The organism is Curvibacter sp. T50, assembly GCF_057219955.1.
On record NZ_JBXVVU010000001.1, the window covers coordinates 225,076 to 239,039 of the forward strand.

Below are 13,964 nucleotides of genomic sequence, written 5' to 3' on the forward strand. Positions count from 1 at the left end.
AGAACCCCATGTCCGTTGACCGTCGCCGCTGGTTGCAGGCCGCTGCGCTGGCGTCCTGCTCACCGATTTTGCCCGTCCGCGCCGCCGGCAACCCCGCGGACGGGGTAACCGCAGCGCTGCGCCAGGGCGGGGTGGTGATCGCTTTCCGTCACGCCGATGCGCCGGGCACCTTCGATCCGCCCGGCATGCGGCTGGATGACTGCCGCACGCAGCGCAACCTGGGCGAGGCGGGTCGGGCGCAGGCGCAGCGGCTGGGGCGCTGGTTTGCCGAGCAGCGGCTGGTGCCGGAGCAGGTGCTCTCCAGCCCGTGGTGCCGCTGCCGCGACACGGCCACGCTGGCCTTTGGCCGGGGCGCGGTGTGGGCGCCGCTGGGCTCGCCGCACGGCAGCGACCCGGCGGCCCGCGCCGCACAGGGGGCGGCCTTGCGCCAGGCGCTGGCCGCGCGGCGGGGCCGCAGCGGCTTTGATGTCTGGGTGACCCACATGTTCGTCCTGGCGGACCTGACCGGCGAGAACAGCGACGCGGCCCAGGGCCTGGTGCTGCGCTCGGGCACCGACGGCCGGGTGCAGGTGCTGGCGCGGCTGGCGCCTCCACCTGCGACCTGATCCGGCGGCGGGTCCCGCCGGGCTTTCCCGAGCCTGAATGCGCGCCGTCGAGCGCAAAAAAAAGGCCGCCTGAGGCGACCTTGCGGGATCCGGCCCGGGGCGGCGTGGCAGCCCCCCGGCGCAACGGAAGGGTCAATGCCAGAAAACGCTGGCGCGGTTGGCGTACCAGTTGTCCAGTTCCTGTTCGACCGCCGATTCGATGCGGTTGCGGCGGATTTTCATGGTCGGGGTGAGGAAACCGTTTTCAATGGACCACGGTTCGCGCGCGATCACGATCATCTTGAGCTGTTCGTAGTCGGCCACCTGGTTGTTGACGGACTTGAGCAACTGGGCCATTTCCTGCTCCACTTCCTGCCGTACCGCGGCGTCGGTGGTGCGGGGGCGCAGCGCTTCGGCCAGCACCACCATGGCGTAGGCCGAGGGCTGGCCGACGCCGGACACCAGCGACAGCTCCACCATCGGATGGGCGTTGATGATGTTTTCGATCGGCGCCGGAGCGACGTACTTGCCTTTGGAGGTCTTGAACAGCTCCTTGACGCGGCCGGTAATCTTCAGCAGTCCGTCCTTGCGGCGCTCACCGCGGTCGCCGGTGCGGAAGAACCCGTCTTCGGTGAAGGCTTCGGCCGTCAGGTCGGGGCGCTTGTAGTAGCCGACCATCTGGCCGGGCGACTTGATCAGGATTTCACCCTCGTCACTGATACGCACCTGCACGCCCGGCAGCGGCACGCCCACGCAGCCGGGCGCGTTGATCGCCTCGGTGGAGTTGTGCGAATAGGCAAAGTCTTCGGTCATGGCGTAGCCCTCGATCAGGTTCAGACCGAGGCGGCGGTACCAGGCGATCAGCTCGGCCGGAATGGGCGCCGAGCCGCTGCCGGCCAGCAGCACGTGGTTCAGGCCCAGGCCGGTCAGCACCTTCTTGGCGACGATGCGGCCCAGGATCGGGATCGACAGCAGGCGATCGAGTTTCTTGGGCGGCATCTTGGTGAAAACGCCTTGCTGGAACTTCAGCCACAGGCGGGGCACCGAGATGAAGGTGGTCGGCCGGGCGCGCTGCAGATCCTGCAGGAAGGTGTCCAGCGATTCGGCGAAGTACACATGGGTCTGGCCGTCGACCAGCGACGCGCATTCCACCCAGGCGCGCTCGAACACGTGGGCCAGCGGCAGGTAGGACAGGATGCGGTTTTCTTCCGGCCGGCCGATGCGCGAGACGATGTCTTTGGTGATCTCTTCCGAGGCACGGGTGACGCGGCCGAAGGAATGCATCACGCCCTTGGGGGTTCCGGTGGAGCCCGAGGTGTAGATGATCATGGCCAGGTCGTCGGCGTTGCGGTTGGGGCGACCTTGCATCGGCTCGGTGCGGCCGGTGATGGAATCCCAGGTGTCGTAGTCGGTCGGCGGCGCCAGCGGGAACGCAATGCAGGGCAGGTGGTCGGAGACGGCAGGCTTCTGGTCTTGCCAGGTGTCGAGTTTGCCGACAAACAGCAGGCTGGCGCCACTGTGGTCGAGCACAAAGCGGATGGTGTCGGCCGTTTCGGTCGGGAAAATGGCCACCGTGGTGTGGCCGGACATCCAGATGGCCAGTTCGGCCATGAAGAAATGGGCACAGTTCTTGGACAGGATGGCAATGCGTGAGCCCGGCTCCAGGTTGCGGCTCTTGAGGTAGGCGGCCATGCGACGCGCTTCGTCGACGGTCTGGGACCAGGTGTAGTCGCTGACCTGACCGCCTCCGGTGGGCTGGGTGAGGTAGACCTGGTTGGCGCGGTTGGTTTCGTGCTCGTAGACGTAGTCGAGAATCAGTTTGTTGCTCATGCTCTATTCCTTGGATTCGCCCGTGCAGATGCGTGGGGCCCCAAATGTCGCCGCTTACGCGCCCGGATGGTCTCCGGAATAACCCCTAAGTAGAGGGTTGACTCCAGAACATAGCTTTTTCGCGTGCGATCGAAGGGTTTTGGGCCGAAATTGGGGCGATTGGCGGCTCAGTCCTCGTCCCAGTCTTTCCAGTTCACCGGATGGGTGGCGCGATAGAGGTTCACGGCGGCGCCCACCGTCGGCGAAAAACGCGCTTCGGTCAGATCGGGGGTCAGACCGTAGTGGAACAGGCGGTCCCTGACCGGTCCTTTGAGGCCGGCCAGGTGCAGCTGCACCTGGCGCTGGCGCAATTCGGCCATCAGCTCGCCCAGGGATTCCGCGGCGGTGGTGTCAATGTCGGTCATGGCGTCCGCCGCCACCACCAGCCAGACCGTGGGTGTCGGTGCCTCGTCCAGGGCCTGAAGTGCCCGTTCGCGAAACACCTCGGCATTGGCAAAGAACAGCGGCGCGTCCCACCGGAACAGCACCAGCCCGGGAACCGTGCGCCCGGTGGGGTGGCGCAACGCGTCATGGAAGCCTTTGCGTCCGTCCACCCGCACCAGCACCGCCGAGTAGGGGTGCCAGGTGTTCCAGATCAGCACCATCAGCGAGAGCCCGATCCCCAGCCCGATCCCTTCCAGCACGCCCAGCAGAACGACTCCGGCGAAACACACCAGTGCCAGCAGGAATTCCACCCGGCGTTGCCGGCGCAGTGCCCACAGCCCCTTGGGGTCGGCAAACGACAGACAGGCCACGATCACCACCGCGCTGAGCAGCGCAATCGGCATCGCTTGCAGCAGGCCCGGAGCCAGCACCAGCACCGCAACAATGCCCGCCGCCCCGAAGACGCCGGTCAGCTGGGTGCGGGCGCCGGCCGCCTCGGCCACCGGCGTACGCGACGAACTGCTGCTGACCGGAAAGCCCTGGAACAGCCCGGCGGCGGCGTTGGCCAGACCCAGCGCAACCATTTCCTGGTTCTGGTCAACCCGGCTGCCATCGCGCGCGGCCAGGGTGCGCGACAGCACGCTGGTATCGGCCAGGGACAGCAGCGCAATGATGAGCGCGCCCGGTGCCAGCGCCACCACGTCGTGCCAGCCGATGCCAGGCCAGGCGGGCAGCGGCAGGCCGCGCGGGATCGTCCCCAGAATCGGCAGATCAGCGTCGCCGTGCCGCAGCAGCAGCGCCGACAGCGCGGTGGCCGCGACCACCACCAGCAGCACGGCCGGCCAGCGCGGGCGCCATCGGCGCAGCAGCAGCAAGGCGACCAGGCTGCCCAGCCCGAACGCCACGGCGGTTGGACTGACCAGACCGTCGCGCACGATGGCGACCAGTGCGACGACCCGATCCGGGATACTGCCTGACACGCCCCGCGCGCCCATCAGACCGGGCAACTGGCTGATGATCACCGTGAAGGCAATGGCGTTCATGAAACCCAGCCGGATCGGTTTGGACAGCAGGTCGGCCACCATGCCCAGCCGGGCCAGGCCCAGCAGCACCTGAAACGCCGCCGTCAGCAGCGCCAGCGCCCCGGCCAGCGCCAGCGCCTGGCCGGGCGAACCCGCTGACAAGGGCACGATGATGGCTGCAATGACCGCCGCCAGGGTGGAGTCGGGGCCCAGCACCAGCACCCGGCTGGGGCCGAACAGGGCGTAGGCCAACAGCGGCAGCACGGTGGCATACAGGCCATGGATCGGCGGCAGGCCCGACGCCTGGGCGTAGCCCATGCCCACCGGGATCAGCACCGCCGTCAGCACCAGGCCGGCGAGCAGATCGTGACCCAGCCACTCGCGCCGGTAGCCGCGCATCAGCCGCAGCGCCGGAACCCAGCGGGCCCAGTGCGCAGCAGACGCCGGCGATGGGGGGGGTGGGGAACTGCCGTTCATCGCGTTTACTATCAAAAGCGTAGCTAAAAGCGACCTTTTTACGCTGGCTATTGCCAGATTCTGCCCCAAAACGGGCGGCGCGGGGTGCCGGGGGCCCTAACGAGCCGTCGGACACAGCGCCAGCAGCCGGCTGGCCAGCCGGCCGTAGATGCCCTCCGGTCCGTAGTCAGCCGCCGGAGGTGCGCCCGGACCGGGCTCGGGTGTGAAAACAGCGGTCAGACGGTCCAGCAGCCAGGGCTGGCCCAGGCACTCGTCGTCCTGCACCACCACAATGATCCGGGTCACCGCCGCATCCAGCACCAGCGCACGGCAGTGCGCCGCCAGGCCGCGCACGGCCAGTCGTCGTGTCTGGCCGTCGGGCAGCACGATCTGGTCCGCCAGGGCGATGTGGGCGCTGTGGCCGGCCCGGGCATGGGCCTTCTGGCGTTCGCGCGCCGCGGCCACCGCACCATCGCCGCCGACGAATGCCTCCACGGGCAGCCGGCCGTCGCTGCCGCCCATGAGATGCTGGATGAACAGCGGCAAGTGCCGGCGCGAAGTCTCTCCACCACCCAGCAGGGGGGCGAAATTGACTTCGTTGATGACAGCACCGTTGTGGTGCCACGGCTGACTGATGTCCGTTGTGACGAGGTCGATCCCCGCTACCTCCAGATTCAGCAGCCGTGCGGCGCGGATCGCGATGTCGGCGTTGTCGCGGTGGGTCTGGCGCGTCACATCCTCGTCATGCCGGCCCCAGGTGGCCGATTCGGCCGGACGCAGCGCCACGGTGGAGCCGGGCGCCGGAACTTCGTCGGGGGTGTGTCCGGCGGCCGACAAGGTCTCCAGCGCCAGGTGGTCAAGCACATAGTCGCCCGCGGCGCGGTCCCACGGTGCCAGGCGCGCGCGCCGTTCAGCGGCGGCCTGCACAAGGGCGGCAATCGACCGCTGGCCGTCACCCACCACCGACAGGGGGCCGCGTCGCACGACGTACAGCACGGCGCCGAACGCCACCAGTACCCGGTGGCAGAGTCCTGGCACCTGCTTTTCCACCAGAACCGGGCTGCCGCCGGCCCGCCGGGCCGTCTCCATGGCCAGGTGAACCTGGGCCGCATGGCGAATGTCGACCGTCACGCCGTCGCCGCCTTCACAGCGCAGTGGTTTGATGACGACCGGCCATCCCATCGCCTGGGCCGCGGCAAGGGCTTGTTCCGGGCTATCCACCAGGGCATGGACCGGCGCTGGGAGGCCGGCGTCGCGCAATACCCGTGCCGTCCAGTTTTTGTCCCCGGTGAGCTTGGCGCCGATGGCGCTGTCGCGGTCGGTGGTGCTGCGGTCGAGCCGCCGCGCCCGGCTGCCCCAACCCAGCTGAAAGACGCCGCCGTTGAGGTGCAGCAAGGGCACATCGGCCTGCCACGCCGCCTGAAGCACCGGGAAGGTCGAGGCCGCACCCGGGGCCATCGGCATCAGGGCCGCGACCGGGCCGCGCCACACGGCGTCCTGCAGCGCGCTGACCTGATCCGGATCAAACGGTGTCACGGCGCGGTCCATCACCCAGCCGCGGGCCAGATCCAGGGCCCGTTCATACAGTCTGCTGTCCAGGTAGTCCACCTGGGGCAGAGCGCATTGCAGGGGCCAGCCGGGCCCGGCGGCGGGCGGCAGGAGCTCCACGACCGTTGCCGGGCCGAAAGCGGGTACGCGCGCCAGCCTCAGCAGCGCGCCGGCCAGGCGGACGGTCAGTTGCGCGAAGCCCGCGGCCTGTTCCCGGGCGGATGCGTCGCCGGTTGGCATCGGTCTCGCCGCGCCTGCCGGATCGGCGGCTTCTTCAGGGTCCGGTGCCTCGCTGGTGAATACGGCGTCAGCCCAGGCGCGGGCCTGCGCGAGCTGGGCCCCGGGCGGAATGTGCAGCGTGCAGCGCAGCCGTCGGTGGTAAAGGGCGGGAAGCGGGGGGGCGTCGGTCATGGAGGTCGTCGTCGTTCGCCAGTCAGGCTGTCGAGTGTAGGACGACCCGGGAGGGCACCCGGTCGATGGACCCCGACGGGCCCACCCGCGGGCTCAGAGGCGGCGAGGCTCAGAGACTACGGTGCGGCATTTCAGGGCCACGCACTGCGGCGGCCGGTCAGAGCCCGTTTCAGACGCCCGCCGGGGCGGCGGTTGCAGTCGGCTCGGCCGGGAAAGCGGCAGGTGCCGCCGTCGGCTGCGGTGTGGCGTACATCTCGGCCATTTGCAGGGAGACGTCGAACAGGCGGGCCTTGCCCAGGTAATACCGGTCGACGCGCCATTCACCCAGAATACGCAGCGCGAGGTCAAAACGCGGCTGGTCCAATTGATAGAGGTCGGTGACGTGAAAGTCACTTTCCATCTCCAGCGCAAGCACCAGCTTGGCAAGTACCACCGCGCTGGGGTCGGCCGGATTGCGTTCGATGTATTGACGGGCTTCTTTGACGGCGCGCATAGAGACTCCGGTTGGGTATGGGGTTAACCCTAGCACTCTTGTGTGTCAATTGGATGAAATGGACCGGAAGTCTTGATCTGCAGCAAGACGATGGCACTTTGGAAAGCGCTTTCACCGGTTTGCAATCTGGCCGCGCGACACTTGGCACAGAAGAAACACCACCACAAGGAAAACGCTCATGCCACTGAGCAAATCGCGCGCCGTTGAATCCCTGGGCGCCGACAGCTTGCTGATGCCGGCGTGGATCAAGGCTGCGCTGGCGGCCAACGACCGGATCAAGCTTTTGCTGAGCCTGCTTCAGGCCGCGCGCAGCCACGCGCAGGACCCGGCATCGCCGTGCCCGGACTGGGGTCATGAGCTGGCTCAGGCCGGCATGCAGGACCTTGTCTGGCCACGCGCTCTGGTGAGCAAAGCCTATCTGGACGGCGACCGCCTGATGGTGCCAGGCTCCGAAGAGCTGTTGCAGACACTGGCCCAGGATCTGCGCACCATGGCACGGCCGCTGGGCGATGCACCCACGCCGGCCGATCGCGAAGACGGGTCAGCCATTCCGCAGCGAAGTGCCGACTGGGTGCAGCGGCTGAAGCGACTGGAAGCGGTCGCAGCCCAGGGGCTGGATGTCCGGGCGATCACGGAGCTGACCCATGGCGACCGCGCGGCGGGCGACAGCCTGCACCTGCTGGTCATGGACCTTCACAAGGCCATCAACCGGCGCTCGGCCGAACTGGCCACCGAGGATATCGACGGCGCCCATGTCTGGCAGATCCGGGCGACCGATCGCGAATGGGTCGAATCGTTCATGGCAGGCCTCAACGGCACGGCGCCGCTCAAGTTTGACCACCCGGGCCTGGACACGGCCGTCACCCGCGACGGCGAGCAGTTGCTGATCCAGAACGACATCGGCACCAACGACGCTCATGTGGTGGTGATTGCCGTGCGTCAGCGCGAGATCACCGTGACCTATTCGGACCTGCATCCGCCGCGCCACGCTTTCTTTCGCCACCGGCTGGCGTTGGCGGGCTTTGGCTGGCAGGTTGACGAGCCCGTGCGCACCCCCGGCTTGAACGAGGGTCGGCCGTATGTGGTGGGGGTGGCCCGGCTGCAGGCCGTATCGAAAGCGCAGTTGCGCGCGGCGCTGCGGCATGTCGGCGGACAGCTGGTGTTTCTGGTCGACTGGAACCGGGCTCGCAAGCGCTTGCAGTGGTTTGTGCGCAAATCGGTGGCCGTGGACATTCTCGGTCGCGCCGCCGATCGGGGGTGCGGCCACATGGCCTGGCTGCTCGCGGGGGGCGAAAAGGTGGTGCATTCGGCCATGCAGGCGGTTGACCCGGATCTGTTTCGTATCGGCGAACGGCTTGACGAACTGATCGGCGAGGCTCCGGCGGCCGATTTCCTGGTCGACCTGCTGGACGTTTCCGCGCGCACGCTGCTGGAGGGACGCCCGCGGGAGATGGTGACCGATCAGGCACGCATGATGCTGGCGCGGACCTTGCGCGAACGCGCCTTCGAGTTTGACCTGCTGGCCGACCATGCCGCCTATACCCATGCGCTGGCCTCGGCCCTGTGTGATGCGCTGGACCGCCTGGGGCAGGGCGCGGATCCGTCCGAAACGACCGCGGCGGTGGACCGCGCCAAAGGCTGGGAGCACCGCGCCGATGAACTGCTGACCAATGTTCGCCAGCGCGCGTTGCGGCATTCGCGCTGGCGGCCGTTGGCGCAGCTGCTGGAACACAGCGATGACGTGGCCGATGCGATCGAAGAGGCGGTTTTTCTGGTCGACCTGACCTGTCGCGAGCCGGCGGTGTCCGTGCCGGCGGCGGTGCGCAGCCAGCTGGCCGAGCTGGGGCAGGCCACCTTTGCTGCGGTGCAGGATCTGGTGCGGGTGGTTGAAATCGGCCGGCATGTCAGCGAGTTCAGCGACCAGCGCGACAGCGAGGCCTTCCTTCAGGCCCTGTGGCGCATGTTGCGGGCCGAGCGCCAGTGCGATGAGCTGGCACGCCAGACCCGCCGCACCGCGCTGGCCTTGTGCCATGACCGGCCGTCCACCCTGATGCTGGTGACCGAGATTGGCACCACGATTGAAAAGGCGACCGATGCCCTGTTGGCGGCAGGATATGCCTTGCGCCAGCTGGTCGTCGACAAGTCGGAGCTTTCCCCATGAACAGTCCCCAACCCTGGCCGGCCCATGTGGTGCTGATTGGTGCGCCAGACCGCCCCGATGACGCCGAGGAGGCCCTGGACCGCAGCAGCGTCGGTGCCAAGGCGGCCAACCTCGCCCGGATGGCCCAGCTGGGTCTGCCGGTGCCTGCGGCGCTGGTGCTGGGCACCGCCTATTCGCGGGTTGGTACCGAGCAGATTCGCAACGCCCTGGCGGCCACCCTTCCCAGCCTGGAGTCACTGACCGGCGCCGTGCTGGGCGAGCCGTCGCGTCCGCTGATCGTGTCGGTGCGCTCCGGCGCGCCGGTGTCCATGCCGGGGATGCTGGAGACGCTGCTCAATATCGGGCTTTGCGACGCCACGGTGTCGGGTCTTTTGCGGCGCACCGGCAACCCGCGCCTGGTGTGGGATTCGTACCGGCGGCTGGTGGCGTCGTACGCCGAAACCGTGATGGGCCTCGATCCGGCCCCGTTTGATGCGGAACTGGCGCGGGCGTTGGACGGGCGCGTGGAGAGTGATCTGGACTTTTCTGAACTGCGCGACCTGACGCGCAGCTTCCGTAGCATCTATCGCAGCCTGGCGAATGTGGATTTCCCGCAGTCCGCACGGGACCAGCTGCACGGCGCGGTGCTGGCGGTGCACCGCTCCTGGCAGGCCGACAAGGCGCAGGCTTACCGCGCGCGGCATGGTATCGACGAAAGCCTGGGCACGGCGGTGATCGTGCAGGTCATGGTGTTTGGCAACGCGGGTGGCCGCTCCGGTGCCGGTGTCGGTTTCACCCGCGATCCGACGACAGGGGATCCCCGGCCCTGGGTGGACTACCTGGCCAACGCGCAGGGGGAGGATGTGGTGTCGGGCCGGCGCAATGCCCATGGTCACCAACGCCTGGCGGCCGCCGCACCGCATGCCTGGGCTGAACTCCTGCAGGGTTGCCAGCGGCTGGAGCAGGCTTTCGGCGACATGCAGGATTTCGAGTTCACGGTGGAGGACGGCCGCCTGTTTTGGCTGCAGACCCGCGCGGGAAAACGCACGCTGCTGGCAACCGCCCGCATTGCGCTGGATCTGCTGCACGAAGGCGTGATTGACGGCCCGACAGCGCGTTCGCGTACCGATGCCGTCGATAGCGAGCAGTTGGGTGTGATGCGGCTGACTGAGACCACCGCCGATGCCCCGGCGGGTTCGGACGCGCGGCGTCCGCTGGCGCAGGCCCATGTGGCCAGTCCCGGAGTGGCCGCAGGTGAACTGGTGCTCGACAGCGAGGCCGCCATTCGCCGGGTGGCGCAAGGCGCGCCGGTGGTGCTGGTGCGCGCCGACGCGGAAACGCGCGACATCGCTGCCGTCGACATTGCCCAGGGTCTGCTGACCCAGCGCGGAGCACGAACCTCGCACGCGGCAGTGGTTGCCCGGCAACTGGGCAAGACCTGCCTGGTGGCTTGCGAGGGACTGCGGATCGACCTGCCGGCACGGTGCATCTGGCTGGGCGACATGCGGATCGACGAAGGATCACCGATCACGCTCTGCGGCGACGACGGCACCGTGTGGCCGGGCCTGCTGGCCGGACGGCTGGTTCCGGACATTGCGCTGCAGGAGCGGCTTGCGCGCCTGCGGGAAGGCACGTCATGAATCCCGGGCTGCACGGCAAGCGGGGCCTGATCCTCGGGATCGCCAATGAGCACAGCATTGCCTATGGTTTCGCGCGACTGGCCCGGCAACAGGGGGCCCGGCTGGTGGGTTCCTGTGTCAACGAGCGGGCCTATGCCGCCGTCGTCGGGCTGACGCAGGCGCTGGACATGCCCTTGCAGGTGTGCAACGTCGAGTCGGACAGCCAGCTGGAATCGGCCGTTCTGGGCGCGGTTGACGCCTTGGGCGGTCTGGATTTCGTTGTCCATTCGATTGCCTGGGCGCCCACCGTCGATCTGCATGCGCCGGTCATGGAAACCAGCGCCGCGGGGTTCGCCCGGGCCATGGACCTTTCCTGCCATTCTTTCGCCCGGCTCGCCCGCATTTGCGCGCCGCACATGGCCGGCGGCAGCATGGTCACGATGAGTTATCTGGGGGCAAGCCGGGCGGTGCCCCACTACGGCCTGATGGGGCCGGTGAAGGCCGCGCTGGAGGCGCTGGTGCGCTATCTTGCCCGCGAGCTGGGTCCGTCGGGCTTGCGGGTGCATGCGGTTTCGCCCGGGCCCATTCCGACGCGCGCCGCCAGTGGCATCGACCATTTCGATGACCTGCTTGACGATGCCCGCAGGCGGGCACCCCTGGGCCGGCTGGTCAGCCTCGACGAAATCGCCCATCTCACCGCCTTCCTGTGCAGCGACGCGTCGGCCGGAATGACCGGTCAGACGATCTACGTCGATGCCGGATACCACGCCATCGCTTGACTCTACCTTCCCCACCATGTCGATACCGCTTGAAAACGTCCTGAACCAGGACGGCGCCCTCATTGAAAATCACGTCTTCGATGAAATCACCCTGGGCCAGGAGGCCCGGTCGGTTCGAACGCTGACACTGGACGATATCCGGGCATTTGCTGCGGTATCGGGAGACACCAACCCGGCGCATCTGGACGCCGGCTACGCCGAAAGCACGCCGTTTCACGGGGTCATCGCCCACGGGATGTGGGGCGGATCATTGATCTCGGCCGTCCTGGGCACCCAGTTTCCCGGACCGGGGACGATTTACCTGGAGCAGGCCTTGCATTTCCGCCGACCGGTCCGGGTAGGCGATACCTTGACGACCTCGGTGCGCGTGGTGGCCAAGGACGCCGAGCGCAAACAGGTCACGCTGGACTGCGACATCACCAACCAGCAAGGCGATCAGGTGTTGCGTGGCAGCGCCCGGGTGCTTGCCCCGACCCGCAAGGTGCGCCACCGTTTGCGCGCCGCGCCGACCATCCAGCTGTTCGACCCCCAGGCGCGTCTGCAGGAGCTGATCGCGCTGTCGGCCGGACTGGCCGTCACCCGCTGCGCCGTGGTTCATCCGTGTGACGCTGCGTCCCTGCAGGGTGCGCTGGAATGCGCCCGGCTGGGCATCATGCATCCGCTGCTGGTTGGACCGCCGGCAAGGATTGCCCAGGTTGCCGAAGAGGCGGAGCTGGACCTGGGCGGATGCGAGATCGAGCCCGTGGCCCACAGTCATGCCGCGGCGCAGCGAGCGGCGGAGCTGGCCGCATCGGGCGCGGTCGACAGCCTGATGAAAGGCAGCCTGCATACCGACGAGCTGATGCATGCGGTGCTCGCGCAACGCGGCCTGCGCACCGGGCGGCGCTGCTCGCATGTGTTCCGCTTCGATGTGCCCAGTTATCACAAGCCTTTGCTGCTCACGGACGCGGCGCTGAACATTGCGCCCAGCCTCGCGGAGAAGGTCGATATCGTCCAGAACGCGATCGAGTTCTCGTGTCTGCTGGGCACGACCCGACCCAAGGTGGCGATCCTTTCGGCGGTCGAGACGGTCAGTCCTTCGCTGCCGTCTTCGCTGGACGCGGCGGCGCTGTGCAAGATGGCCGACCGGGGCCAGATCGTCGGCGGTGTGCTGGACGGCCCTTTGGGTTTCGACAACGCGATCTCTGAAGCGGCCGCACGGATCAAAGGCATCGATTCGCCGGTGGCCGGCGACGCCGATGTGCTGCTGGTGCCTGATCTGGAGTCCGGCAACATGCTGGCCAAGCAGCTGGAGTATCTGGGCGGTGCCATGTCCTGCGGGGTCGTCCTGGGCGCCAAGGTTCCGATTGCCCTGACCAGCCGCGCCGACGGAACACGGTCGCGCATCGGTTCAGCGGTGCTGGCGCGACTGGTTGCCCACCATAACCGCATGGTGGGACGCTGACGGATGGGCGGCGCAGCGGCGATTCTGACCGTCAATGCGGGCTCGTCGACCCTGAAGTTCGCCTTGTTCGACGACACCGGCCAGCGGGTGGCGGGCGGGTCGGTCGAAGGGCGTGGCACGGCGGAGCCGGCAGTGCTGTGCTGGACGGTTCCGCCGGCATCGCAGCCGGTGGTGCTGCCCGGCGTGGGCTTTGACCTTGAACGCGCGCTCCAGGCGCTGTTGCGGCAGTTGCACCTGCGCGGGATGCTGAGCGGTTTGCGGGTGGCCGTACATCGTGTGGTGCATGGCGGGGCGCGATTCAGCGGGCCGGTCTGTATCGATGCCGACGTCATGGTCGAGCTGCGCCGGCTGGCCCCTTTGGCGCCCCTGCACCAGAACGCCAATCTGCGCGGTGTCGAAGTGTTGGGCCAGGCGCTGCCGGGGCTGATCCAGTTTGCCGCGTTCGATACCGCTTTTTTCTCTGCCTTGCCGGAGGTCGAGACCCTGTTGCCACTGCCGCAGGAGGTTCGCGCACACGGGGTGCGGCGTTACGGCTTCCATGGCCTGGCGTATGAGCATCTGATGGCGAGCCTGCGCGCGCGCAGTGTCCGCAGCCAGGGCCGCGTGCTGCTGGCCCATCTGGGCAGCGGCTGCAGCATGGCCGCGGTCTGCGACGGTCAGCCCGTGGCCACGTCGATGGGTTTCTCGGCGCTGGACGGCCTGATGATGGCAACCCGCAGTGGCAGCCTGGACCCGGGTGTCCTGCTCCATTTGCTTGATCAGGGATGGACGGGCTCGTCGTTGCGCGATCTGCTGTATCGGCGCAGCGGACTGCTTGGGGTGTCCGGCCTGAGTGGCGACTGGCGCAGCCTGCAGGGAAGCCAATCGCCGCGCGCGCGCCAGGCCCTGGCGCTTTTCACCCATCGTGCGACGCGCGAAATGGGGGCGCTGGTCGCCTGCCTTCGCGGCCTGGACCTGCTGGTCTTCTCGGGGGGGATCGGACAACACGACGCGCCCTTGCGGGCCGCATTGGGACAGACACTGGACTTTCTGGGAGTGCGTATCGATGCCGCCCGAAATGGCGCGGCCCAGGGGGGCGACGCCGTGCGGATTGATGGCGACGACAGTGGCGTCGAAGTCTGGGTCATCCCGGCCGACGAAGAGCAGGTGCTGTCGCGGGTCGGTCTGGCGGCGTTGCCGGTTGCTGGCGCGCGCGCCTGAGTGCCGGGGCGGGTG

At 68.1% G+C, this 13,964-nt stretch carries 10 protein-coding genes; 6 read left to right on the forward strand and 4 right to left on the reverse strand.

The window, feature by feature from the left end:
* Positions 1-8 precede the first annotated feature (8 nt).
* Positions 9-605: a histidine phosphatase family protein gene (locus tag AC2EBU_RS01060; RefSeq protein ID WP_484608538.1), complete on the forward strand. Its 597-nt coding sequence runs from the start codon at positions 9-11 to the stop codon at positions 603-605.
* Positions 606-737: 132 nt separating this feature from the next.
* On the opposite strand, the gene AC2EBU_RS01065 is transcribed toward AC2EBU_RS01060, so the two are convergent.
* From AC2EBU_RS01065 to AC2EBU_RS01080, 4 genes are all read right to left on the reverse strand, one after another.
* On the reverse strand, positions 738-2,414 hold the full coding sequence (locus tag AC2EBU_RS01065) for an AMP-binding protein (RefSeq protein ID WP_484608539.1): 1,677 nt from the start codon (positions 2,412-2,414) through the stop codon (positions 738-740).
* A gap of 167 nt (positions 2,415-2,581) precedes the next feature.
* Complete coding sequence (locus AC2EBU_RS01070) at positions 2,582-4,336, reverse strand: SulP family inorganic anion transporter (RefSeq protein ID WP_484608540.1); 1,755 nt, start codon at positions 4,334-4,336, stop codon at positions 2,582-2,584.
* Between the two features lie 96 nt (positions 4,337-4,432).
* Entirely contained in the window at positions 4,433-6,274 is a 1,842-nt protein-coding gene (locus tag AC2EBU_RS01075; RefSeq protein ID WP_484608541.1) for an ATP-binding protein, read from the reverse strand.
* A gap of 169 nt (positions 6,275-6,443) precedes the next feature.
* Positions 6,444-6,767, reverse strand: coding sequence for a hypothetical protein (locus AC2EBU_RS01080; protein ID WP_484608542.1), 324 nt, complete (start codon positions 6,765-6,767; stop codon positions 6,444-6,446).
* Between the two features lie 178 nt (positions 6,768-6,945).
* Between AC2EBU_RS01080 and AC2EBU_RS01085 the strand changes: the two genes are divergently transcribed.
* Genes AC2EBU_RS01085 through AC2EBU_RS01105 form a run of 5 tightly spaced genes read left to right on the forward strand, consistent with a single transcriptional unit; the run spans position 6,946 to position 13,949 of the window.
* Complete coding sequence (locus AC2EBU_RS01085) at positions 6,946-8,928, forward strand: DUF47 domain-containing protein (protein WP_484608543.1); 1,983 nt, start codon at positions 6,946-6,948, stop codon at positions 8,926-8,928.
* Complete coding sequence (locus tag AC2EBU_RS01090; protein ID WP_484608544.1) at positions 8,925-10,547, forward strand: PEP/pyruvate-binding domain-containing protein; 1,623 nt, start codon at positions 8,925-8,927, stop codon at positions 10,545-10,547. The genes AC2EBU_RS01085 and AC2EBU_RS01090 overlap by 4 nt, the downstream gene beginning before the upstream one ends.
* Positions 10,544-11,305: an enoyl-ACP reductase FabI gene (locus tag AC2EBU_RS01095; protein WP_484608545.1), complete on the forward strand. Its 762-nt coding sequence runs from the start codon at positions 10,544-10,546 to the stop codon at positions 11,303-11,305. Before AC2EBU_RS01090 ends, AC2EBU_RS01095 begins: the two co-directional genes overlap by 4 nt.
* Before the next feature lie 16 nt (positions 11,306-11,321).
* Positions 11,322-12,749, forward strand: coding sequence for a bifunctional enoyl-CoA hydratase/phosphate acetyltransferase (locus AC2EBU_RS01100; RefSeq protein WP_484608546.1), 1,428 nt, complete (start codon positions 11,322-11,324; stop codon positions 12,747-12,749).
* Positions 12,750-12,752: 3 nt separating this feature from the next.
* Complete coding sequence (locus tag AC2EBU_RS01105) at positions 12,753-13,949, forward strand: acetate/propionate family kinase (RefSeq protein WP_484608547.1); 1,197 nt, start codon at positions 12,753-12,755, stop codon at positions 13,947-13,949.
* Positions 13,950-13,964: the final 15 nt, after the last annotated feature.